Origin of the sequence: Chitinophaga sp. OAE865 (assembly GCF_040546735.1) — a bacterium.
Classification (GTDB): domain Bacteria; phylum Bacteroidota; class Bacteroidia; order Chitinophagales; family Chitinophagaceae; genus Chitinophaga; species Chitinophaga polysaccharea_A.
In genome coordinates this window covers 4,379,967-4,403,727 of record NZ_JBEPOF010000001.1, presented here as the reverse complement: position 1 = coordinate 4,403,727, position 23,761 = coordinate 4,379,967, and the positions used below count along the sequence as shown (strand labels likewise).

Sequence of the window (23,761 nt, the reverse complement as noted above, 5' to 3'; positions counted from 1 at the left end):
AAGTAATCAAATCAGGATAATCAGTTTAATCAGTTTAATCCTGAGTCAGACAAACCCCGCGTAATCGCCGAAGGCGATTTCTCCCCGATTTTTCTTTAACTTTAATTTAATACTTCAATTAAAGCGAAAGCTGTATCATCGTAGTTCAGACGATGTCATTTTTGAATGTAAATAAGTTCGTATGCGTTTGCCGAATGGTGAGAAACTTGATACTATTACAATGCCCGAAGTAACAATTCAGAAGAAAACAACTACGAAAAAAGGCGTTACAGAAAAGAAAAAAATGATTGCCAGGGATATCAGCTGGCTCTCTTTTAACGCAAGGGTATTACAGGAAGCAGCAGATAAAACCGTTCCATTGCATGAACGTATCCGCTTCCTCGGCATCTTTTCCAATAACCTCGATGAGTTTTTCAGGGTAAGGGTAGCCACTCTTAAACGAATGATGTCTTTCGGCAAAGCCGGTAAAATGCATCTCGAAGAAAACCCTGACAAAATACTGGATGAGATACAGGCCCGTGTAATTGAACAACAACGCGAGTTTGACCTGGTATGGAAAGATATCGCCGAAGAACTGGAAGCCCAGCACATCTTCATGCGGACGGAAAAACAACTTAACCGCGAGCAACAGAAATTTGTACTCAACTACTTCAACGAACAGGTACGCACCAACATCATCCCCCTGATGATTGAAAGCATACAACAGTTCCCTATCCTGCGCGATAAATCTATTTACCTGGCCATTGTACTGGCACGGCAGGATAATTCCGTACGACAAAAATTTGCGCTCATTGAAATACCCACCACGGTGCTTCCCCGTTTTATTATCCTGCCCTCCAAACCCGGAGAACATGATATTATACTGCTGGAAGACCTGGTGCGTTTTTGTCTTCCCAATATTTTTTCCTATTTCGGTTACGATAAATTCACCGCACATATTATCAAAGTAACCCGCGATGCGGAACTGGATATTGATAACGATATTTCCGACAGCCTTATCCACCAGATTGAAAAAGGACTGAAAGACCGGCGCAAAGGCAAGCCTGTGCGGTTTGTATATGATAAGGACATAGATCCCCTGCTGCTGGAATATCTTATGCGCAGGCAGGGCCTCTCCGGAAAAGATAACCTCATCCCCGGAGCCCGTATCCATAACTTCAAAGATTTTATGGATTTCCCGGAAACCATCTTCCCTCCTCATTTACACCGTAAAACATTTACCCATCCGCTGTTTGTAAATGCGCCAAGCGTAATGCACGTAATACAACAGCAGGACGTCATGCTGCACTTCCCCTATCACTCGTTCGATACCATCATCGACCTGCTGAGGGAAGCCGCCATAGATCCTAATGTATCTTCCATAAAAATAACTGCGTACAGGCTTGCCCGTAATTCCAAGATAGTAAACGCATTGGTAAACGCCGTTCGCAACGGGAAACACGTGACCGTAGTGCTGGAACTGCGCGCACGCTTTGACGAAGCAGCCAACCTGGACTGGAAATCACGCCTGGAAGAAGAAGGCGTTAAAGTGCTGCTGGGTATCCCTAATATGAAGGTTCATGCCAAATTATGCGTGATCAAAAAACGGATCGGTACCAAAACACTGCAATGCGGTTTTGTAAGCACCGGTAACCTGAACGAAAAAACAGCGAGGGTATACGGCGATCACTGCCTGCTCACCACTAACCGCGCCATCATCGCAGATATGAACCGCATCTTTTCCTACCTGGAAAGCCCTCGTCATGATATCAAGATCCTGGAAGGCTGCAAAACGCTGCCGGTAAGCCCGTACAATATGCGCGATACTTTCCTGCGACTGATGGACCGTGAGATCAAGAACGCAAAACACAAGAAGAAAGCCGCCATTACCATCAAAATGAACTCGCTCTCCGACGCCGCTCTCATCGCCAAATTGTATGAAGCCGCCAAGGCCGGCGTGGATGTGAAAATGGTGATCCGTGGTATCTGCTGCGCCTATACGGAAAATAAAAAATGGAAAAAGAACATCACCGCAGTAAGCATCGTGGATGAATACCTGGAACATGCCCGCGTATTTATTTTCCATCACGGCGGACAGGAAAAAGTATTCATTGCTTCCTGCGACTGGATGATCCGTAACCTGGACCACCGCGTGGAAGCCGCTGCCCCTATAACGGACCCGGCTATACGACAGGAACTGATCGATATCATGAACATCCAGCTGAGCGGTAATGTAAAAGCCCGGGTGCTGGATAACGAACAGAAAAATGAATACCGGAAAGATGGAGATAAAAAGATCCGTACACAGATAGAGATCTATAAATACCTGCATGAAAAACAATACCATTAACGCTGAAAAGTTATACTTTTGCCCTTTGATCTAACGACTGACAGATGAAATTAGCTGCGATTGATATTGGCTCCAATGCTGCCAGACTGCTCATCTCTGAAGCATCGCCGAATAGCGCGGGCGTAATGGACTTCACCAAGCTAAACCTGGTGAGAGTACCGCTGCGACTGGGATTTGACGTGTTTAACAACCAGGTTATTTCAGATAAAAAGGCCACGCACCTGATTGATACCATCCGGGCCTATAAGCTGCTCCTGGATGTGTACGAGGTGAAATATCTCAAAGCATGCGCCACCTCGGCCATGCGCGACGCCAGCAACGGCGAGGATATACTCCAGCAGGTAAAAGCCAAAACGGGTATCGATATCCGGATCATTACCGGCCAGGAAGAAGCTGCTTTCATTTATGAAAACCATGTGGCTGAAAACATGGATAAAACAAAGTCGTACCTCTATATAGACGTAGGCGGCGGCAGTACAGAGATCACCCTTTTCAGCGCCGGTAAACAGATCTTTAAGGAATCTTTCAATATAGGCACTATCCGCCTGTTGCAGCAACAGGTAACTGAAGCCCAATGGCAGCAGCTGAAAGATTTCCTGAAACAGCAGCTCAAAGGCATAGGCGCCGTAACAGCCATCGGCTCCGGCGGCAACATCAATAAAATATTCTCCCTCTCTAAAAGAAAAGAAGGCAAGCCCCTTTCACTGGATACGCTGAAAGATTACTACAAGGAATTCAGCGCATTCACCGTGGAAGAACGTATTCACCTGTATAATCTGCGGGAAGACAGGGCCGACGTTATCGTTCCCGCCCTGCAGATCTATGTGAATATTATGCGCTGGGCAGATACGCCGGAAATATATGTACCAAAGATAGGGCTGGCAGATGGTCTTATTCATGCCCTTTACGAGGAGATCGCCGTCAGCTCCTGATCCCCGGCCGTACATAAAAAACATTTCCTTTTATCTTTTTATATTACCACCTTTGCGGTTATTGCTAACAGCTAAATGCTAAATGCTCACTGCTTATGTCTGTGAATAAAGAAATAAAGCGTGTCACTACGCATATACTGCAGAAGATGAAAGTAGACGGGGAAAAGATCTCCATGCTTACTGCGTATGATTATTCCATGGCCCGCATTTTTGATGATGCCGGCATTGATATCCTGCTGGTAGGAGATTCTGCATCCAATGTAATGGCGGGTCATGAAACCACGCTGCCTATTACACTGGACCAGATGATCTATCATGCCGCTTCAGTGGTCAGGGCTATTAAGCGCTGCTTCGCAGTGGTAGACCTCCCCTTCGGTTCTTACCAGGGTAACTCCAAGGAAGCGCTGGGATCTGCTATCCGCATTATGAAGGAAACCGGCGCCCACGGGATTAAGATTGAAGGCGGCGAAGAAATCATTGAATCCGTAAAACGCATTATCTCCGCAGGGGTTCCTGTAATGGGGCACCTGGGGCTCACCCCACAATCCATCTATAAATTCGGTACTTACGCTGTTCGCGCCACCGAAGAAGCGGAGGCCAATAAGCTGATCAATGATGCGAAACTGCTGCAGGAAGCAGGATGCTTTGCCATTGTGCTGGAAAAAATCCCGGCCGCACTGGCCAAAGTGGTTGCCGAAACAGTGGAAATTCCCATCATAGGCATCGGCGCCGGCAGGTATGTGGATGGCCAGGTACTGGTGATGCATGATATGCTCGGCATTAATAAGGAGTTCAAACCACGTTTCCTCCGCCGTTACCTTGACCTTTACACTGAGATCTTTGGAGCCACCCAGGCTTATATCAATGATGTAAAGTCCAAGGATTTCCCGAATGAAAATGAACAATACTGATCAAAAACATAAGCATGACGAATTTGTAAGAGCTATTTATCTCTCTGCAAATTCGTCATTTGCATTTAATATAAATTCCCTATATTCGCTTCGCACTTTATAAGTTGATGAACTACCTGTTAAACATACAGCTTTCTCTACTCTCCTATCTGCGGAGCACCTGCTCCCATGTGCCATAGGTAGCACTTCCTTTTTTTATCTTCCTGTAAAAGCCGCACAGCGGCCTGTAAACTATTGTATCCGCAATACTGGTATTCATCGTGATGGATGATTTGCATTGGTCTGTTTCAACCAATCTGCAAATACATTTGATCGTGTATAACAGTGATGTATATACGTAGTTAAGGGAAGCGCCATTTGTTTTCATTTATCAGGGAGATAAAATTCTCCCCCTTCACTATAATTCCAAACAGATTATGAAACGTGTAATGATTATCGGCGCCGGCAAGATCGGTGAAACTGCAGCCTTTTTACTGCAACAGTCCGGCGACTATGAAGTAACGCTGGCCGACAGCAACAATGCCCTGCTGCAAAAATGTACAGACGCTGGTATACGCAAAACGATACTGGATGTAAACAACGCCAGCTCTCTTCAGCAGGCATTACAGGAACAGGACATGGTGCTCAGTGCCTGCCCCTTTTTCCTGAATGTAAAAATTGCGGCTGCAGCCGCCAAAACCAACACCCACTATTTTGATCTGACAGAAGATGTAGCTACCACCAATGCTATCCGCGAAATAGCTTCGGAAGCAAATGTAAGCTTCATGCCGCAATGCGGACTGGCGCCGGGCTTCATCAGCATTGCCGCTCATGATATTGCCAAACAGTTTGATTCGCTGGACGCCGTTCGCCTCCGTGTAGGCGCCCTGCCCCAGTTTCCAACCAACAGCCTGATGTACAATCTTACCTGGAGCACTGATGGGCTGATCAACGAATACTGCAACCCCTGCGATGCCATTCATGAAGGCGAACGCAAAGAAGTAATGCCCATGGAAGGCTATGAGCGCTTTGCACTTGACGGCGTGGAATATGAAGCTTTTAACACTTCCGGCGGACTTGGCGCACTGGCGGAGATACTCGACCGTAAAGTATATAACCTCGATTATAAAACCGTTCGTTATCCGGGTCATTGCCAGTTGATGAAGATCCTTCTCAATGAGCTGAAACTCAATAAAAAGAGAGAAATACTGAAGGAGATAATGGAAGATAGCATACCTTTCACCCCGCAAGACGTGGTATTGGTTTTTGTATCCGTTTCCGGGATGGTGAACGGCCGTTCTGTACAACGGTCCTATTCCCGGAAGATCTATAACCAGGCTGTTGGAGGCAGGGATTTTACCGCCATCCAGCTTACCACCGCCGGCGCTGCCTGTGCAGTAATAGACCTGCATGCCAAAGGGCTGCTGCCTGCCAATGGCTTTGTACGCCAGGAAGACGTGGTATTCAATGACCTGATCAACAACCGCTTTGCGGTATATTATAATTAGCCCTAAAAGCTGTATGTCATGTTAAAAGATGTTTTAAACGGGCTGATGGAACGCTATCAGCAAAGGGTTCCGGATGTGGGAGCCGTTATTGCCGCCATGATAAAGGAAGGTATTATTGCCCGGGCAGATGATATTGAAAATGATCACATCGCCTTTCGTACTATGGGCGTACCACAGCTCGGGGTGCAATCGCTCGAGAAAATATTTCTCCATTACGGCTATACGAAAATGGATCCCTATCACTTCCCTGCCAAAAAACTGGATGCCTGGTGGTATGCGCCTCCCGAGCCGCAATATCCCCGCATCTTCATCAGCGAGCTGCGTGTGGCCGACCTGAGCAGTGCTGCACAAGCCATTATTCACCGCTATACAGATGAAGTAACAAGCGACCCTGTGAATACGCTGAACCTGGACGATAGCAAGGCCGTAGATACCTTCCTTCACAGCGCCCTGTGGCAAACCCCTACCCTGGCGGATTACAAAGTACTGGCCGCAGAAAGTGAATATGCTGCATGGGTGATCTATAACCGTTATTATCTCAATCATTTCACCGTAAGCGTACATAACCTTCCGCCAGGATATAATACGGTGGCTGATTTCAATCGCTTCCTGGAGCAACACGGATTTCGCCTCAATGATGCAGGTGGCAAAATAAAAACCAGCCCCGACGGCAACCTGCTGCAAAGCGCCACCGTAGCGGGAATGATCACTGCTACCTTTGCCGGCGGGGAAGAATATCCTATCGCCGGTTCGTATGTGGAGTTTGCAGAAAGAAAAGTACTGCCTGCATTTGCACATCTGCCGGCAGGCGAAATACGCCGGGAACACAGGCGGGAAGGGTTTGAAGCAGGCAACGCCGATAAGATCTTCGAAAGCACCTACACTGCCCAAACAAAAAAAAGTTCCTAATTTTAGTTCCTTAATACACCAACAATGGAAGATATCTTAAAAGCATTTGGCATCACCGCGGCACAAAGTGGCATCAGCACGGGAACGCACTGGTTGCCCGCTCACGGGGAAGAGATCACCTCGGTTTCACCGGTAAATAATAAAAAGATTATTACGGTTAAAAGCGCCAACCGGGAAGATTATGACCAGGTGGTTGCCATCGCCCAGGAAGCGTTCAAAGAATGGCGCACCTGGCCTGCTCCCAAAAGAGGTGAAATAGTACGGCAGATCGGGGCCGCGCTCCGTGAACATAAAACACATCTGGGCAAGCTCGTATCCTATGAAATGGGAAAAAGCCTGCAGGAAGGATACGGAGAGGTACAGGAAATGATTGACATCTGCGACTTTGCCGTGGGACTGTCGAGGCAGCTGCACGGATTAACTATGCATTCAGAGCGCCCGGGGCACCGGATGTATGAGCAATGGCATCCGCTGGGCATCACCGGTATTATTTCCGCGTTTAATTTCCCTGTAGCGGTTTGGAGCTGGAACTCCATGCTGGCATGGGTTTGCGGGAACGTATGCATCTGGAAGCCTTCTGAAAAAACGCCTGTTACAGCGCTGGCCTGCCAACATATAGTAGCTAATGTATTTGCCGCCAACAATGTACCGGAAGGCGTTTGCTGCCTGGTTACCGGTAACAGGGACGCAGGTGAATGGATGGCGCACGACAAGCGTATCCCCCTGGTTTCAGCCACCGGCTCCACCCGGATGGGTAAAGCCGTGGGCGCGGCGGTTGGAGAGCGTTTAGGACGCTCCCTGCTTGAGCTCGGAGGCAATAACGCCATTATCATCTCCCAGGATGCCGATCTTGATATGTCGCTTATTGGCGCTGTATTTGGCGCTGTTGGCACAGCCGGACAACGCTGTACTTCCACCCGCAGGCTGATCATCCATGAAAGTGTATACGATGCATTTACAGCCCGACTGGTGAAAGCATATGCGCAATTGCGTATCGGCAACCCGCTGGATGAGCATAACCACGTAGGGCCGCTGATCGATAAAGCCGCTGTGGATGCTTATCTCAGTGCTATTGAACAGGTAAAGCAACAGGGCGGTTCCTTCCTGGTGGAAGGGGGCGTGCTGTCCGGACCGGGTTATGAATCGGGTTGCTATGTGAAACCCTGTATTGCGGCAGTGGAAAACACGTACCCTATTGTACAGCACGAAACCTTTGCGCCTATCCTGTATGTTATGAAATACACCACACTGGCCGAAGCCATTGCCATGCAGAATGATGTGCCACAGGGATTATCCTCCGCCATCATGACGCTGAACCTCCGGGAAGCGGAACAATTCCTTTCCAATGCAGGATCCGACTGCGGCATTGCCAATGTAAATATTGGCACTTCCGGCGCCGAAATAGGCGGTGCCTTTGGCGGGGAGAAGGAAACCGGCGGCGGCCGTGAAAGCGGCTCCGATGCATGGAAAGCTTACATGCGCAGGCAAACCAATACCATCAACTATTCCAATAGCCTTCCGCTGGCCCAGGGTATCAGATTTGATCTCTAGCACAAATCAACCAGCTATCTCTTTCATAACAAAAGAGATAGCTGGGAATAATATATTTCTACAGTAAATTTTTTCGGATCATCCAGCTCCGAGGCACTTGCCCCGGAGCTTTTAATTTTCATGACAGGAGATGCTACCCGATCAGATTTTTAAAAGCGGTTGATAAAATAACTAGGTTGAATAACCAGGTAACCTTTGTTACCTTTCTCTACATACACCGATGGCAACATGGTTTTTAAAAATAGTAGCGAGGTTAGAGAACCCCGCTTTTCGTTAAACGGAAACCATGCTTATGAGAAAAGTCAATAATGGCGGGAAGCCATCAGTAACTTTTCCGGATATAAATATTAGACTTTTTTTTGAATATTCATATTCAACTTTTGTGCTACTGCCGTACCGCCACCACTGTGTTTTACCACTAAAACCTGTCCACATCCTTTATCATACAGTGTTTTCATGGTTTTTCCCTTCACGCCTGCATGCTGCAACATTGCAGTAATATTTTCGGGAACACTGCAGATAACAATCGTTTTGCCCTTATTTTTCTTTATCATGTCTTTAATAACAGCCGTAGTCTGGTCGGGATCACCATTTAACCGGAAATAGCCCAGCTCCTGCTGACGGGCTTTTGAGAGCGGGGTCACCGTTTGCACAGAGCGGTTCAGATAGGTGGTATAAATAGCGGAGATATCCATCCCCTCCAGCGAAGATGCCAGCTGGGAGGCCTGTTCCTGCCCTGCAGCACTAAGGCCCGGATCTGCGGATGGAGATGATTCCACCTCAGCGGCATTCACAAAAATGAGAGTGGTTACTTCCGGTTCCGTAGCAGACACGGGAGTACCGGTAGCCAGCAAAGTGGCCATGAGAACAGCTTTTAACATGATGGGTAATTTTAAGTAAATAAAATACGATACCTGTAAAAAATCCCGAACGCAGATCTGGCAGATGAGGAGTATGAGGAATAAGAACAGGTTAAAGCTAGGATGCTTAACAACAATTGCAAAAGGGATTGTGACAGGTGGTTACCGGCTATGGCCAGCAAGCAAATCAGGATAAGATCGCGTCTGAACCGGCTGACCTGCAGCAGGCCCGGGAATGATCAGATATCCCCTCCAATCTCCCAATCAACCAACAAATAGCGCGTTTATCATTAATATTTAATGTTATACCGCTTTTTCTATACCTTTAATCTTATCATCATGATATTTTTAGTTGTTTTTTATAGGGAAAATTATTGAACATGAAATTGTTAAGCCGAGAGGTTGCAGTCCTGGCAGGGTGTGTTGCATTGATGACTGCATTTACAACAAATACTGAAGCACAAAGTAAACCCCAGATACCCAAAAACTGGCAGTTGCTCAGTTACGACACCGATAGTGTTTATGGTACGTCTACAGAAAAAGCCTACAAGGAGTTATTAAAAGGGAAAAAAAGCACCCCTGTTATTGTGGCGGTGATCGACTCGGGGATTGATACAACCCACGAGGACCTGAAGAGCATTTTGTGGACCAATACCCGCGAAATCCCCGGTAATGGTAAGGATGACGACCATAACGGGTATGTGGACGATATCCACGGCTGGAACTTCCTGGGTGGGAAAGACGGCAGCAGCCTGAAAGAAGACTCTGAAGAAGCCGCCCGTGAATACTACCGGTATAAAAACCTGTATGGCAACCCGGACTCCGCACTGGCCAAAGACTCAAAGGAATATGCCATCTGGCAGCAGCTGCAGGCAAAAGTTGAGAAGCCCAATTCTCAGTTTAAGATGCAGTACAAAAGCATGTCGAAGCTCCAGGAAAACGTGAATAAATGTGAAACCATCCTAAAGAACTATCTCGGTAAGGATGATTTCAATGTGGCGCAGCTGGACAGCATCCAGACTACCAACCAGGATGTATTGCTGGCACGCAACTTCATGAGCCGTTTGCTGAAAAGCGCCGGTGATGAGCCTGCCACTTTCGGCGAGTTCAAAATGGAATTCGATGAATACATGAATGAGCTGAAGCGTAAGGCAGAAAGCACTGAAGTAGCGCCAAATGCCAACAGGCAAAGGATTGTAGGCGACAACATCGATGATATCAACGATAATAAATACGGTAATAATGATGTAATGGGCACCTTTGGGTTCCATGGCACCCACGTTTCCGGTATTATTGCCGCCGCCAGGAACAATGGCGTTGGGATGGACGGTGTGGCCGACAACGTGCGTATTATGGCGGTAAAAGCCGTTCCCGATGGAGATGAAAGGGATAAAGATGTGGCTTTGGCTATCCGCTATGCAGTAGATAACGGCGCCCAGATCATTAATATGAGCTTTGGTAAACCGTTTTCCCCGCATAAAGACTGGGTAGATGCCGCCTTTAAGTATGCCGAAGAAAAAGGTGTTTTACTGGTACATGCAGCCGGTAACGATGGCAGCAACAACGATTCGGTTGCCAATTATCCTAACCCCAATTACCTGGACGGCACAGTGGCCACCAATGTGATCACAGTAGGCGCCGGCAATACGGGTCTTGGTAACGATAAGGTAGCTCCTTTCTCCAATTATGGTAAGAAATCCGTGGATCTTTTTGCACCGGGCGTACAAATTTATTCAACCATTCCCGGTGGCAACAAATACGGCAGCGCCAGCGGAACCAGTATGGCCAGCCCGGTAGTAGCCGGTGTAGCAGCGCTGGTACTCTCTTACTATCCCGAGCTCAGCGCCAGGCAGTTGAAATATGTACTGGAAAAAAGCGCCACCCCGTTAACCGGCAGTGCGGCCCAGGTTAATAAGCCAGGTACTTCCGATGAAAAGGTAAACTTTGCGGACCTTTCGGTTACAGGTGGAATGGTGAACGCTTACGAGGCATTAAAGCTGGCGGCCACCATTAAGGGCGAAAATGTGAAAGGCAAAAAACAGCACAAGGCGAAAATAAAGGCTATCAAAAAGAACTGATCTTCTTCAGCATAAAGAGAGCGGGAAATTTATCTTTCAGTAGATAAATTTCCCGCTCTCTTTTTATACATTATTATTTTACAAGACGTACACTTAGCGGATACTTGTAAGACTGGCCGTTACTGGCTTTTACAGCCGCAATAATGCTAAAAATAACGTTCAGCAACCATAATACACCGAGCAGGTTTGTCCAGCCCCAGGTATTATAAAATTCGCCCCTGGCATGGCGCCAGAAACTGGTAAGCGACCAGAAACCTGTAGCAATATTGTTGATCAGGTTTACAATTACCGCGGCAATACTCAACGTGATCTGGAAATTGATAGCTTCCTTTCCCTGACTGTCTACAAAAGTGGACTCATTTTTTTTGATAAGCCAAAAGATCAGTACCCCGATAATGTTGCCAACAGTAGGTAATATCAGCATGCCAATAATTCCCCCCAGGTGAACAACAGCTCCCCAGGTTCGTTCATCTTTCTGATTCATAAAATAGAGATTAAATACAATACGGGAAGTTAACAGGTTATTTTAGCATATCAAAAAGAGAGAAGAAAAAAAACTACAAACCTGTAAGCCGGATTCTGTTCCTGCCCTGGCAAGCCGGGACAGGCTGCTATCATTTATCTGCGGCAACGTTCGCACGTTGCCTGTATCTGCCTACCCTCGGTCATCGGGCGAGCAGCCCTCAGGCGACCGTATACATGGCATTTCAGCACGCAAGGTTTACCCGCACAAACAGTTACCTGCCTGCACCGTGGGCTCTTACTCCACATTTTCACCCTTATCTGCCTGAGCAGACGGTTATTTTCTGTGGCACTTTCTGTACCCGGTTTTCACCGGGCCCCACCCGTTAGGTGGTGCGTTGCTCTGCGCTGTCCGGACTTTCCTTCCCGTTGCACAAGTCAGCGGAACGATAGCACGGTTTGTAGTTGAAGCGCGAAGGTAATGAAAATATTACCTAAACGTTATTTCAGTGGCGCCATAGCCGTATTTGGCGTGGTATTGATTCACAAAGGTGGCTACTTCCGGTGTTTGTTTGAGGATCTGGTGAATCTCATCTTTGAGCTTCCCTTTGCCCACGCCATGAATCACGATGAGGTTATGCTGGTGATGGCTGATGGCCAGTTCCAGGTAACGCTGGAAAGCGTTCAGCTGTATTGCCAGGATAGCGATATTGCTCAGCCCCTTCCAGTTCTTTTCCAGCGCCTCAATATGAAGATCCACTTCGTGTTTGGGTTCCAGGGACGTTTCCGGCTGCAACTGTATCTTGCTTAGCAGGCTGGCAAAATTACCAGATCCTACCGTAGTAACTGGGGCTTTCTTTTTTGCCTGCTCTGCAGGCGCCGGCGGCTCGGGTGCTTTCTCCGGAAATTTATCGAACAGCGGGTAAGTAATGGTGGCTTCTGCTTTGGTGCGCAGTTCCTCCAGCTGTATAAACATTTGTTTGGGCTTGATCTTCCAGGTTTTCTTTACAGAAGCAGCCAGCTTTGGTTGCGGTTCTTTCAGGAAAAAAGTAAATTCAAACCGCGGGTTATCATTGAGCGATTCAAAGAGGAGATCGGCCAGGTAGAAGTGATTATATGGATGTATCTCATTTTTGATCTCAAGATCCAGCTTGTTATTCAGCCATATCTGGAAATAGAAACGCATGGCGTGCGGCGTATCATTGAACAGGTTGAACTTCATCAGCTTCACCGTTTCGTCGTATCCGTCCATCTGGTATACGGGTAAAACAGAGAGGAACATGCCTTTATCTGTTTTAAACACTTCATACTTCCTCCTGTCTACTTTGATCTCATCGCCGGGGATCAGTTTAGGTTTTTCTTTGACCAGTTTCTGCTGGGTAAAACGATGAAAATAGGGAAAGTCGATCTGATCCAGGTACACGGGGAAAGACGTTCCTTTCACCTCTATCATCACCATGTTATCATTCACAATGTCAACAACTGTTCCTTCTTCTTTTGAACTCAACAACAGGATGTTGTCGCCTTTTTGGTATTTCATAATTGCATTCTTCAACTGCAAAAATAGAATATTGAGGGGATATGCCCGCTTCTATCTAACCAAATCCTTTAAAATCCAAAAGAAAACTCAATGAAATCATTATAATCAGCCTGATCCTGAGTCTGGTAATCCGCAGGGGACATAACTCCCTATTGCCATTAAAATGGTAACACTCACCTGTACGGCTATATGAAAAACAGCTAATCCGCGTATTTTCTTGACCGGGCCTTTTCGGGGTGCCGGCGCATGTATTCATCCACTGAAATGCGGCCGCTGCCTTCAATCAGGAAGAATATCAACAGGAACAATACCAGTAAGGAGATACCCATTACCGGGTATACGGTAAACAGCCCTGTTGGAGAATGAACAAAAAATACAGCACCCAGCAATACGGGGATATTCACCAGCGCAGAGAACCTTGTAAGCAGGCCCATAGCGATGAACAACCCTCCTACCGTGTGTGCAAATACAACATAATGTCCCAGGAATATGGACAGGGTGGCCAATGCCGGGTTCTGGTTAATCATGGAAATCAGTGAATCGCGGTCCTGTACAAACCGCACACCCACGTACATGAGAAATAACCCCAGCAGAATGCGGACCACACTCAGCCAATTCGGGTGATGTGTATCACCCCAGTGTTCAACCCGTTGTAGCATGTTCATAAAATATAAATTTTAGGATCAAAGAGCTACACTGAAGTTACGAAGATTTATGCTTTTGTGGCCAGCTTGCTGTTGGTATAGCTGTAAAGGAAATAAATGGTTAAGCCTACCGCAAGCCATACGGAGAAAACAATCCAGTTTTTGAGGGCGATCTCCGTCATCAGGTAAAAACAGCTCAGCATGCCTAGAACCGGTATCAGTGATAGTTTGCGGGTAAGTGAGAAAAAGGAAAGCGCGATGCTTACCACCACAAATATGTAGAAAGGAATGTTATGTTTCCATACCTCCCAGCCGCCTGCAAAGGAGAGCTTGGTTGCAATTTCTTTATGAAAAACGAAAACGAGCACCACTACAATACCCGGAACAATAAACTGCCCGTTGATATAGGGCAGCTGAAACCGTTTTACCGCGGCTTTCTCCTCTCTTGGCAGGATAAGCACCCCTCCGCAAACCAGGATAAAGGCAAAGAGGGTACCGATGCTGGTCAGGTCCGTAACGATGGTGAGGTTCAGGAACAGCGCCGGGATACCTACCAGGATACCGGTGATAATAGTTGCGAAAGAAGGCGTTTTAAAACGGGGGTGTATTTTGCTGAAACGCTTTGGCAACAGGCCATCGCGGCTCATACTCATCCAGATGCGCGGCTGACCTATCTGGAATACCAGCAATACGCTGGTAGTGGCCACCACGGCGCTGATGGAAATGAGATAGCTGATCCAGGGCAGGTGTACCTCGTTAAAAACGTAAGCCAGGGGGTCATTTACCTTTAAATTGTAATACGGCACCATACCCGTGAGCACAAATGAAATAAGGATATACAGTACTGTACAGATAATCAGGGAATAGATCATGCCTTTGGGCAGATCCCGTTGCGGGTTGGCGCATTCTTCCGCGGTGGTGCTCACCGCATCAAAGCCAATATAAGCGAAAAATACGGCCGATACCCCTTTCAGCACACCAGAGAAGCCGTTAGGCATAAAAGGGTGCCAATTGGCCTTATTTACATAAAAAAAGCCCACTACGATCACAAACAGGATCACCAGGATCTTCAGCGCCACCATAAAATTGGCGCTCTTTTTACTTTCCTGTATGCCTACATAGGCCAGGTAGGTGACCAGGAGCACAATAAGGAATGCCGGGAGGTTTACAATAAAGGGGATACCGGCAATATGCGGCGCCGCGGCGATGATCTCCGGGGTGGCGCTGTCGTAATTGCTGGCGAGCCAATCGGGTAAGCTCAGACCTATCCCGCTCAGCAGGTTATTGAAATACCCGCTCCAGGAGATGGCTACGGCAATATTGCCTATGGCGTATTCCAGGATCAGGGCCCAGCCTATTACCCAGGCGGCCAGTTCCCCGAAAGTAACGTAAGAATAAGTATAAGCGCTGCCCGAAACCGGTACACGGGAGGCAAATTCAGCATAACAAAGTGCGGAGAACCCGCAGGTGACTGCTGTAATAACGAAAAGCAGGGATACGCCCGGTCCACCGTGGAAAGAGGCTTCCCCGATGGTGGAAAAGATCCCGGCCCCTATTACTGCCGCAATTCCCATAGCGGTAAGGTCTTTCACCTTCAATACCTTATGCATCCCTCCTGTTTCATGGCCATCCGACAAACCGTCTTTGGCATCTCTGATAATGGCAGTAAGTGATTTCTTCCGAAACAGCGAATTTGATGACATTGGCTAAGGAATTACGTTTAGATTTGTTGTCTTTAAATTTAATGAATATGATTGTCTTACTGCTTAAAAATAATAAAGCTGATTGCGCTGATTAATCTTTCAGAAATAATCAATGCAATCAGCCATATCACTTTATCCTGAATAAGACAAGCGCGAATATAATGCGAATTTGAATACGAACCTTATTGCTGACGGTTTAAGAGGAAGTTAGCCACCTCTTTCAGCGCCTCCTTGCGGCTGGATAATACTGCCACATTATCCAGGCTTTGAAAGGCCAGTTGCTGGAAACGTTCCTTTTCCCTTTCTGCCCATTCATCCACTTTACAGCTGCGGAACAGTGCCAATACACGCTCCACTTTATCTGCCGGCGATGTATTCAGCAGCATTTTCAACTCTTCACGCTGTTCGGGGGTACACAATTCCAGTGCTTTCAGGAGCAGGAATGTTTTCTTATTTACGAGGATATCTCCCCCCTGTTGTTTACCAAATTTTTCGGGGTCACCGAAAGCATCGAGGTAGTCGTCCTGGATCTGGAAGGCTATACCAATGTTTTTCCCAAAGGAATAAATATGCTGCTGGTTACCTTCACCGGCGCCGCCGATAATAGCGCCCAGCTGCAAACTGGCGGCCAATAATACAGATGTTTTCAGGCCGATCATATGTACATAATTCCCGTATTGCACCTTTTCCGGTTCCATGCCTTCAAAGTCCATATCGAGCTGCTGCCCTTCACATACCTCAATAGCAGCCTTATTAAATACGGAGATGATCTTTTGTTTATAATGCGCGTCTATTTTGTTGAGGCGTTCATATACATAGATAAGCATCACGTCGCCGGCCAGGATGGCTGCGGGCTCGCCGTACACAGTGTGAACAGTAGGCTTGCCCCGGCGGATGGGTGCTTTATCCATGATATCATCATGCAGCAACGTGAAGTTATGAAAAAGCTCCACCGCACTGCCTACTTCGAATGCATCCGTCCGCAGGTCGTCAAATAATTCGTTTCCCATCAGGCATAATACAGGGCGGATCCTTTTTCCGCTTATTCCCAGGATATGGGAAGCTGCATTATATAATTTACTTGGTTGCTCCGGGAACTGTTGTTTTTCAAAATGCTGACTAAACTGCGCTGTTAATTCTTTGAATGAATGCATTGCTGTTGGCTAGTGTTTTATTATTTACTTTTTCTTTGACTTGTTTTTAGCGGCGGCTTTTTTAGCCACTGGTTTTGCAGCGGCTTTCTTTGCCGGTACTGCTTTTTTAGCCACTGGTTTTGCAGCGGCTTTCTTTGCTGGTACTGCTTTTTTCGCTACTGGTTTTGCAGTGGCTTTCTTTGCTGGTACTGCTTTTTTAGCTACTGGTTTTGCAGCCGCTTTCTTCGCTGGTACTGCTTTTTTAGCCACTGGTTTTGCAGCGGCTTTCTTTGCTGGTACTGCTTTTTTAGCTACTGGTTTTGCAGCGGCTTTCTTCGCTGGTACGGCTTTTTTAGCTACTGGTTTTGCAGCCGCTTTCTTCGCTGGTACTGCTTTTTTAGCTACTGGTTTTGCAGCCGCTTTCTTTGCCGGTACTGCTTTTTTAGCTACTGGTTTTGCAGCAGCTTTCTTCGCTGGTACTGCTTTTTTAGCTACTGGTTTTGCAGCGGCTTTCTTCGCTGGTACTGCTTTTTTAGCTACTGATTTTGCAGCAGCCTTCTTCGCTGGTACGGCTTCCTTAGCTAATGGTTTAGCGGCAGCCTTCTTCGCTGGTACGGCTTTCCTGGTTTCCGGTTTAACGGCAGTTTTCTCAGGTGTTGTAGTCTCAGGTTCCGGTTTAACAGCAGCTTTCTTGGCAACTGTTTTTTCCGCAGCCGGGGCAGGAGCCGGGGCTTCAGGCGCTTTTTCCGCCGGTGCTTTCTTTGGTTTCTTTTTCTGTACCGGTGCAGGCTCAGCTATAGTTGCAGGTTCAGCTGCGGGTACCGGTGCTGCTGATACAACTGGTTCAGCGGCCGGTTTTACAGGCGTGTCCGGTGTTACCGGCACTACATGCGTTTCCACTATTACCTGGTCTACCACCGGCAATGGCTTAGGCTCTCCGAGAGACACTTCCGGCGCTTTATGAGGAGCTTTCGCTTCCTGTTCCCAGGGCTTATAAGGACGTTGTTTGTCTTTTTTCTTTTTGCGGTCGCCTCCACGATCATCACGGCGATGATCACCTTTGCGGTCGTCACGACGCTCATCGCGGCGTTTGGGCTGGAATACAGCAGCCGGTGTGCCGGTGCCTGTCAGCTCGTCTTCCAGGTCGTAATCCAGCTGGCGTTTTGCCAGGCTGGCGGCTACTACACGGATACTCACCTTTTCGCCTATACGGAACTTACGGCCGGTACGCTGGCCTACCAGTGAATATTCGCTTTCGTTATACTGGAACTCTTCCCTTTTATTCAGATTATGAATGCTGATAAGCCCTTCGCATTTGGTTTCCATGGTTTCCACCCAGAAACCAAAATGTGCCACTCCACTGATCACTCCTTCAAAGGTATGACCAATGAACTGCTGCATATATTCTACCTGTTTGTACTTATTACCGGCGCGTTCTGCTTCCATGGCCTTACGTTCCATTTCAGAGCTATGTTTGCACTTCTGCTCCATTTGCTTGTCGGGACGCACACTGTTGGCCAGGCATTCAGCCAGTACGCGGTGTACCAGTACATCAGGATAGCGGCGGATGGGAGATGTAAAATGACAGTAGTCTTCAAACCCGAGACCATAGTGCCCTACATTATTCACGGTGTAAATGGCTTTGGCCATTGTACGGATACCCAGTGTTTCGAGTACCGGCTGTTCCGGTTTCCCTTTTACCTCCGCCAGCATTTTGTTAAAAGAGCTGGCAATGCTTTCCGGTGTGCTCAGATCAAACTTATACCCGAATTTACCGGCGAACAGTGCAAACACTTTCAATTTTTCCGGGTCGGGTGTATCATGCACACGGTAAGGGAACGGGATGGGTTGTTTATTAATACGCAGTTTGCCAACGTATGCTGCCACGGTTTTATTTGCCAGCAGCATAAATTCTTCAATCAGCTGGTGTGCTTCTTTACTTTCCTTAACAACAATACCAATGGGTTTGCCGGTATCGTCCAGTTTGAAGCGCACTTCCTGGGAGGAAAAATTAATAGCGCCATGCGCAAAACGCTGGTTGCGCAGGTTCTGGGCAATACGGTTCAGCAACAGCACTTCATTCTTGTAAGGGCCGTCGGACCTGCGTTCGATGATTTCCTGTACTTCTTCGTAAGTAAACCGGTGATCAGAGTGGATCACGGTGCGGCCAATCCAATGTTGCTTCACCTCTCCTTTGTCGTTCATCTGGAACATGGCGGAGAAGGTGAGCTTATCTTCATGCGGGCGCAGGGAACAAAGCTCATTGGAGATCTTTTCCGGCAGCATGGGCAATACGCGGTCCGGCAGGTATACAGAAGTAGCGCGTTTATCGGCTTCTTTATCAAGTTCGGTGCCGGGCAGTACATAATGACTTACATCCGCAATATGCACTCCCAGTTCATATAACCCGTTTTTCAGTAAACGGATCGAAATGGCATCATCAAAATCCTTGGCATCCACCGGATCGATGGTCATGGTGAGGATTTTGCGGATATCTTTCCGTTTAGCCACTTCTTCTTCAGCAATCACTTCACGGATGTTGCCCAGTTCGTCCAGTACTTCTTTGGGGAAATTCAGCGGGAACCCTGCTTCAATAAGGATTTCCTTCATGGCCAGGTCGTTGGTATCGCTGGCGTCAAGGATCTCTACGATTTCGCCTACGGGTTTGCGGGATTTCTCTCCCCAGGCAACAATCTTCACCAGCGCCTTATCCCCGCTTTTCGCCTCCCCGAGGGAGTTGGCGGGAATATAGATATCCGGCATAAACAATCCTTTTTCAGGAATAAGGAAAGCGAAGCTTTTGCTGACCTGGAGGGTGCCGGTAAATTCAGTTTTATTTCGTTTAAGGATATCCGTTATAATGCCTTCCATGCGGCCTTCATTACGACCGGTTTTCAATACATCCACTAAAACTTCATCCCTGTCGAGGGCGGTATGCAGGTTCTTCTGCTTTACCATGATATCTTTTGTAAGGCCATCCACAATTACAAAAGCCATTCCGGACTTAGTTACTTCCACTATGCCTTTAAAGGTTTTCTTTTGGCTATGGCTTTGCTGGGGGTTATTTGGGTTACCGCCTTTCTTATTTTTCTTTTTTCTACTCATGTTAGTCGTAAGTTATTATTGACCGGGCGCTGGCAGGTGCCGGCCTATGTAGTCAAAAATAAAGTTATTAAATAATTCTGCTTCTCCGAAGAGGAATGCAACCTCCACCGGAATAACAGCTATCTGCAGATTTTGTTCTGCCAGCATACCTTTGAGCAGATGTAGCCTTACTGCATCCTTTTCTGTAGTAATGACAATCTTTTCAGTGCCGGGCAGATCACTGCATTCTTTTTTTATTTTCAGTATGTCCTTCTCCGAATAATAATAATGATCGGGAAAAGACAAAAGATAAACCTGTTTGTAGCGCCGTTTCAATTCTTCGAGCAAAGGTTCGGGCCTTGCTATACCACATGTCAGCAGCGCGGTTGCCGATCCGGGAATTACTACCGGCTCGCGGGTGATCATATCTGACAGGGCGCCGTATTGCAAGGTAGTGAAAAAGAGCCGCTGATGAGGCAACGGGTTAATTTCTTTTTCCAGTGCCTGCTTCTCGTCCAGGCTCATGGCAGGCGGGCACTTTGATACGATGATACAGTCGGCCCGGTGATATCCCTGTCTTCCTTCCCTTAAACGGCCGAAGGGCACCACATGATCCCGGGTAAACAACCGGCTGTAATCGGTGATCATGATATTAAGACCGGGTTTTATAGAGCGGTGCTGGAAAGCGTCGTCCAGCAGCACCACCTGTGTGTCTGGTTCATCCCCCAGCAGTTGCGGAATGGCCAGCATCCGTTCTTCTCCCACACATACTTTGATATCCGGGAATTTATCATGAAACTGCATAGGCTCATCCCCTATATCGGCTGCGGTACTGTTCTCATCAGCCAGGATGTAGCCGCTGGTACGGCGGTTGTACCCCCTGCTCAACGTAGCTACTTTCAAATGATCTTTCAACAGGCGGATCATATATTCCACATGCGGGGTTTTCCCTGTACCGCCCACCGACAGGTTACCGGCGGCGATCACAGGCAGATCAAATTCCACTGCAGTAAGCAGCCCCTTGTCATAAAATTTGTTCCGAATCCACATTACCAGCCCATACAGCAAGGAGAAGGGATATAAAAGAATACTCAGGTATTTAAGCACTGTAGTTTATTTAAATTGATAAATATGATCCGGGGTCACTACCGTATGTAACGGCACATCCCAGGGATCAACGTCCTCTATCCGCGGTACGGGCTCAAACAGCGACAGACCGATGGTACGCACATCAGGCCGGCATTGTTTCAGGAAACGGTCGTACATCCCTTTACCATATCCCACCCGTTGTCCCTGCCGGTCGAAGGCCAGCAAAGGTACAAATACAAGATCTATAATTTCCGGAGGCACTACTTCCCCATGATCCGGCTCGGGAATGCCGAATTTGTTTTTAACCAGTACCGTATTGGTTTTCCAGAGATAGTGCACCATATCCCCGGTCTTCATGTCCGAACGGGAAATCACCCATTCCATATCCGGCCACTGGCTTCGCCCCCATTTTACCAGGGGCCAGGTATCTGCTTCTTTTTTTTCTGAGATAGGAAGAAAGATATGCGCATTCCTGGCAGTGCTGAAATCGAGCCGGCGTACATTCGCCAGTAACCGTTCGTTCAGGGAAAGGGCGGTAGGGTCGTCCAGGTTGAGCCGCAGCTCCAGGAAATGTTTTCGTATATCCTTTTTAGTGGTCATGCCATTAAAGTATGCAGCGGGGAAGACAACAACTGTGCCTGTTGTTGAACAAATGCCTTATCTACCGTATCTGTCAGCGGAATACGGCCGATTTTCGGATATCCGCTCCATTTTACCACATCATCTTCATTGGTATGATAATCTCCTCCAAACACCCATCCAATAACGGGCACGCCTGTATGTTGCAGCACCCGTGCGGTAAGCATGCAGTGGTTGATACTGCCGAGGTAATTCTGCGCTACAATCACTACCCTGGCTTTCAGGGCCGCTATAAGATCCAGTGTAAACACTTCTTCATTCACCGGTACCATCAGGCCCCCGGCCCCTTCCATCACAAATGCACGGCCTGCGGGCTGGTACTGATCCGCCAGCTGCAGTATGCGCGCCTCATCAATAGTGCAGTTTTCCAATCGCGCTGCCAGGTGCGGAGAAGCCGGAGCTTCCAGCCGCCAGGCCTCAGGGTGACAAACTGACACTTTATTTGACAATAAGGAGGATACCGTGTCTGTATCCGTGCCCTCCAGCAGCCCTGTCTGCACCGGTTTCCAGTAGTCGGCGGTCAATGCTTCCGTAATGCAGGCTGCGGTAATGGTTTTACCTACACCTGTGCCTGTTCCTGTTATAAAAATCCTTTGGTTCATCGGCGCAAAGATACGCGGATTACGCGGAGTTTGTCCGACGCGGAGGTTGTCTGACTCAGGATTATGATGATTATAATGATTACCCGGATCTGAGCTTTTGGATTTAAAGGATTCGGGGAGATATGAGCGGATGAAGTTGAATCGCCTTCGGTGATGGCGGATTTCGCAGGCCGCGGAGGTTATCTGACTCAGGATTATGATGATTATAATGATTACCCGGATCTGAGCTTTTGGATTTTAAAGGATTCGGGGAGATATGAGCGGATAAATAAAAGCAATACTAGCTCTTATCTCCTCTATGCTGGTTTGAATCGAACCAGCGTAAAAAATCAGAAAAATCAAAATGATCAAATCCAGGTAATCATTATAATCATCATAATCCTGAGTCAGACAAAATCCGCTCATTTCCGTATTTTCGTAGCTATACAACCTTATTTTTTTATGAAATATTGTGATAATATACTCGAAACGATAGGAAATACCCCAATGGTAAAGCTGCACCGTGTAACTGCTTCCCTGCCCTGCACGGTATTGGCAAAGGTGGAGTTCTTTAACCCCGGCAACTCTATTAAAGACCGCATGGCCGTGAAAATGGTGGATGTAGCAGAAGAGAAAGGATTGCTCAAACCCGGTGGCACCCTTATTGAAGGCACTTCCGGCAATACGGGCATGGGCCTGGCCCTGGCAGCTATTATCAGGGGATATAAGTGTATTTTCACCACCACAGATAAACAATCCAAAGAAAAAGTGGATATTCTGAAAGCCGTAGGTGCAGAAGTGATTGTTTGCCCTACCAATGTGGAGCCCGACGATCCCCGCTCTTACTATTCTGTGTCCAAAAGACTGGCCACAGAAGTGCCCAATTCATTTTATGTGAACCAATATGATAACCTCGCCAACCGTGATGCACATTACGAGCAAACCGGTCCTGAAATATGGGAGCAAACTGAAGGAAAGATCACCCACCTGGTGGTGGCAACCGGCACCGGCGGCACCGTTACCGGCACAGGAAAATACCTGAAGGAAAAGAACCCCGACATTAAAGTATGGGCTATTGACAGTTATGGTTCCTTACTGAAGAAATATTTTGAAACCGGTCAGCTGGATATGAGCGAAGTATATCCTTATATAACCGAAGGTATAGGGGAAGATTTTGTGCCGGAGAATTACGATATGAAGGTGATCGATAAATTTGAAAAAGTTACCGATAAAGACGCTGCTGTGATGGCGCGCCGCATCACCAAAGAAGAAGGTATCTTCGTGGGATATTCCGCCGGATCGGCCATAGCAGGGCTGCTGCAGCTAAAGGAATCATTAAAGCCTACAGACGTTGTAGTGGTTATTTTCCATGATCATGGCAGCCGTTATGTAGGAAAAATTTACAACGACCAGTGGATGATGGAGCGCGGGTTCCTGGATGTAAAAACAGTAAAGGATGTAGTAAATGGGCGCCGTAACCAGCCACTGGTAACCATCAGCGCAGATGAAAAAGTGAGTGAGGCTATCGCCAGGATGAAAAAATATGACATCGAGCATATCCCTGTAGAACAAGGCGGAGAGCTGATCGGCTCCATCTCTGAAAACGGGTTGTTCAACCGCCTGATCGACGATGTCAACCTGAAAGATGCCCTGGTGCAAGAGGTGATGCAGCCGTCATTCCCACTGGTAAGCCAGGATACGCCAATTGAAAAACTATCCGTGTATATCAACCGGGAAAACGGCGCTGTGCTTACGAAAGACGACAGCGGCAATCATCACATTGTTACGAAGTACGATATTATACAGGCACTTGGCAGATAAAAGCATAT

The 23,761-nt window shown here is 47.5% G+C and carries 18 protein-coding genes and 1 other RNA gene; 8 read left to right on the top strand and 11 right to left on the bottom strand.

The window, feature by feature from the left end; genetic code table 11:
* The first annotated feature begins 181 nt into the window (after positions 1-181).
* The 6 genes from ppk1 to amaB all read left to right on the top strand — a co-directional run bounded on the left by ppk1 (position 182) and on the right by amaB (position 8,119).
* Entirely contained in the window at positions 182-2,329 is a 2,148-nt protein-coding gene (ppk1, locus tag ABIE50_RS17810) for a polyphosphate kinase 1 (protein ID WP_209857636.1), read from the top strand.
* A 44-nt stretch (positions 2,330-2,373) separates the two neighbouring features.
* Positions 2,374-3,261, top strand: coding sequence for a Ppx/GppA phosphatase family protein (locus tag ABIE50_RS17805; RefSeq protein WP_142686892.1), 888 nt, complete (start codon positions 2,374-2,376; stop codon positions 3,259-3,261).
* Positions 3,262-3,356: 95 nt separating this feature from the next.
* Complete coding sequence (gene panB, locus ABIE50_RS17800; RefSeq protein ID WP_209857635.1) at positions 3,357-4,172, top strand: 3-methyl-2-oxobutanoate hydroxymethyltransferase; 816 nt, start codon at positions 3,357-3,359, stop codon at positions 4,170-4,172.
* 416 nt (positions 4,173-4,588) lie between these two features.
* The gene (locus ABIE50_RS17795; protein ID WP_209857634.1) at positions 4,589-5,659 is read left to right on the top strand and encodes a saccharopine dehydrogenase family protein; all 1,071 of its coding nucleotides are present in this window, start codon (positions 4,589-4,591) and stop codon (positions 5,657-5,659) included.
* An 18-nt stretch (positions 5,660-5,677) separates the two neighbouring features.
* Positions 5,678-6,568 carry a DUF1338 domain-containing protein gene (locus tag ABIE50_RS17790; protein WP_209857633.1) on the top strand — a complete coding sequence of 297 codons (891 nt, stop codon included), beginning with the start codon at positions 5,678-5,680 and terminating at the stop codon, positions 6,566-6,568.
* 24 nt (positions 6,569-6,592) lie between these two features.
* Positions 6,593-8,119, top strand: coding sequence for an L-piperidine-6-carboxylate dehydrogenase (gene amaB / locus ABIE50_RS17785; RefSeq protein WP_209857632.1), 1,527 nt, complete (start codon positions 6,593-6,595; stop codon positions 8,117-8,119).
* Positions 8,120-8,466: 347 nt separating this feature from the next.
* On the opposite strand, the gene ABIE50_RS17780 is transcribed toward amaB, so the two are convergent.
* Positions 8,467-9,000 carry a histidine phosphatase family protein gene (locus ABIE50_RS17780; RefSeq protein WP_142686887.1) on the bottom strand — a complete coding sequence of 178 codons (534 nt, stop codon included), beginning with the start codon at positions 8,998-9,000 and terminating at the stop codon, positions 8,467-8,469.
* 359 nt (positions 9,001-9,359) lie between these two features.
* On the opposite strand from ABIE50_RS17780, the gene ABIE50_RS17775 reads away from it, so the two are divergent.
* Positions 9,360-11,057 (top strand): S8 family peptidase, encoded by a 1,698-nt coding sequence (locus ABIE50_RS17775; RefSeq protein ID WP_209857631.1) that lies wholly within the window; start codon positions 9,360-9,362, stop codon positions 11,055-11,057.
* Between the two features lie 73 nt (positions 11,058-11,130).
* Here ABIE50_RS17775 and ABIE50_RS17770 read toward each other — a convergent pair whose 3' ends face one another.
* The 10 genes from ABIE50_RS17770 to bioD form a co-directional block, all read right to left on the bottom strand.
* Entirely contained in the window at positions 11,131-11,541 is a 411-nt protein-coding gene (locus tag ABIE50_RS17770; RefSeq protein WP_142686886.1) for a DUF4870 domain-containing protein, read from the bottom strand.
* Positions 11,542-11,609: 68 nt separating this feature from the next.
* Positions 11,610-11,985: RNase P RNA component class A (gene rnpB / locus ABIE50_RS17765), an RNA gene on the bottom strand.
* A 24-nt stretch (positions 11,986-12,009) separates the two neighbouring features.
* Complete coding sequence (locus ABIE50_RS17760; RefSeq protein ID WP_209857630.1) at positions 12,010-13,059, bottom strand: Smr/MutS family protein; 1,050 nt, start codon at positions 13,057-13,059, stop codon at positions 12,010-12,012.
* Positions 13,060-13,259: 200 nt separating this feature from the next.
* Positions 13,260-13,724 (bottom strand): DoxX family protein, encoded by a 465-nt coding sequence (locus tag ABIE50_RS17755; protein ID WP_142686884.1) that lies wholly within the window; start codon positions 13,722-13,724, stop codon positions 13,260-13,262.
* Between the two features lie 47 nt (positions 13,725-13,771).
* Positions 13,772-15,406: an amino acid permease gene (locus tag ABIE50_RS17750; RefSeq protein WP_209857629.1), complete on the bottom strand. Its 1,635-nt coding sequence runs from the start codon at positions 15,404-15,406 to the stop codon at positions 13,772-13,774.
* A gap of 182 nt (positions 15,407-15,588) precedes the next feature.
* Positions 15,589-16,560 (bottom strand): polyprenyl synthetase family protein, encoded by a 972-nt coding sequence (locus ABIE50_RS17745; protein WP_209857628.1) that lies wholly within the window; start codon positions 16,558-16,560, stop codon positions 15,589-15,591.
* 24 nt (positions 16,561-16,584) lie between these two features.
* Positions 16,585-19,644: a ribonuclease R gene (gene rnr / locus ABIE50_RS17740; RefSeq protein ID WP_209857627.1), complete on the bottom strand. Its 3,060-nt coding sequence runs from the start codon at positions 19,642-19,644 to the stop codon at positions 16,585-16,587.
* Between the two features lie 15 nt (positions 19,645-19,659).
* Entirely contained in the window at positions 19,660-20,730 is a 1,071-nt protein-coding gene (lpxK, locus tag ABIE50_RS17735) for a tetraacyldisaccharide 4'-kinase (RefSeq protein ID WP_209857626.1), read from the bottom strand.
* A 6-nt stretch (positions 20,731-20,736) separates the two neighbouring features.
* Positions 20,737-21,312, bottom strand: a complete 576-nt coding sequence (locus ABIE50_RS17730; protein ID WP_209857625.1) for a 5-formyltetrahydrofolate cyclo-ligase — start codon at positions 21,310-21,312, stop codon at positions 20,737-20,739.
* Entirely contained in the window at positions 21,309-21,953 is a 645-nt protein-coding gene (gene bioD, locus ABIE50_RS17725) for a dethiobiotin synthase (RefSeq protein WP_209857624.1), read from the bottom strand. The genes ABIE50_RS17730 and bioD overlap by 4 nt, the downstream gene beginning before the upstream one ends.
* Before the next feature lie 441 nt (positions 21,954-22,394).
* On the opposite strand from bioD, the gene ABIE50_RS17720 reads away from it, so the two are divergent.
* Positions 22,395-23,753, top strand: coding sequence for a pyridoxal-phosphate dependent enzyme (locus ABIE50_RS17720; protein WP_209857623.1), 1,359 nt, complete (start codon positions 22,395-22,397; stop codon positions 23,751-23,753).
* Positions 23,754-23,761: the final 8 nt, after the last annotated feature.

Bases quoted from the DNA above. Each gene is read 5' to 3' on its own strand.
- ABIE50_RS17795 (WP_209857634.1), top strand. From the start codon at position 4,589: ATGAAACGTGTAATGATTATCGGCGCCGGCAAGATCGGTGAAACTGCA.
- rnr (WP_209857627.1), bottom strand. From the start codon at position 19,644: ATGAGTAGAAAAAAGAAAAATAAGAAAGGCGGTAACCCAAATAACCCC.
- ABIE50_RS17805 (WP_142686892.1), top strand. From the start codon at position 2,374: ATGAAATTAGCTGCGATTGATATTGGCTCCAATGCTGCCAGACTGCTC.
- ABIE50_RS17780 (WP_142686887.1), bottom strand. From the start codon at position 9,000: ATGTTAAAAGCTGTTCTCATGGCCACTTTGCTGGCTACCGGTACTCCC.
- ABIE50_RS17790 (WP_209857633.1), top strand. From the start codon at position 5,678: ATGTTAAAAGATGTTTTAAACGGGCTGATGGAACGCTATCAGCAAAGG.
- ABIE50_RS17760 (WP_209857630.1), bottom strand. From the start codon at position 13,059: ATGAAATACCAAAAAGGCGACAACATCCTGTTGTTGAGTTCAAAAGAA.
- bioD (WP_209857624.1), bottom strand. From the start codon at position 21,953: ATGAACCAAAGGATTTTTATAACAGGAACAGGCACAGGTGTAGGTAAA.
- ABIE50_RS17750 (WP_209857629.1), bottom strand. From the start codon at position 15,406: ATGTCATCAAATTCGCTGTTTCGGAAGAAATCACTTACTGCCATTATC.
- ABIE50_RS17770 (WP_142686886.1), bottom strand. From the start codon at position 11,541: ATGAATCAGAAAGATGAACGAACCTGGGGAGCTGTTGTTCACCTGGGG.
- ABIE50_RS17745 (WP_209857628.1), bottom strand. From the start codon at position 16,560: ATGCATTCATTCAAAGAATTAACAGCGCAGTTTAGTCAGCATTTTGAA.
- ABIE50_RS17755 (WP_142686884.1), bottom strand. From the start codon at position 13,724: ATGAACATGCTACAACGGGTTGAACACTGGGGTGATACACATCACCCG.
- ppk1 (WP_209857636.1), top strand. From the start codon at position 182: ATGCGTTTGCCGAATGGTGAGAAACTTGATACTATTACAATGCCCGAA.
- ABIE50_RS17730 (WP_209857625.1), bottom strand. From the start codon at position 21,312: ATGACCACTAAAAAGGATATACGAAAACATTTCCTGGAGCTGCGGCTC.
- ABIE50_RS17720 (WP_209857623.1), top strand. From the start codon at position 22,395: ATGAAATATTGTGATAATATACTCGAAACGATAGGAAATACCCCAATG.
- panB (WP_209857635.1), top strand. From the start codon at position 3,357: ATGTCTGTGAATAAAGAAATAAAGCGTGTCACTACGCATATACTGCAG.
- ABIE50_RS17775 (WP_209857631.1), top strand. From the start codon at position 9,360: ATGAAATTGTTAAGCCGAGAGGTTGCAGTCCTGGCAGGGTGTGTTGCA.
- amaB (WP_209857632.1), top strand. From the start codon at position 6,593: ATGGAAGATATCTTAAAAGCATTTGGCATCACCGCGGCACAAAGTGGC.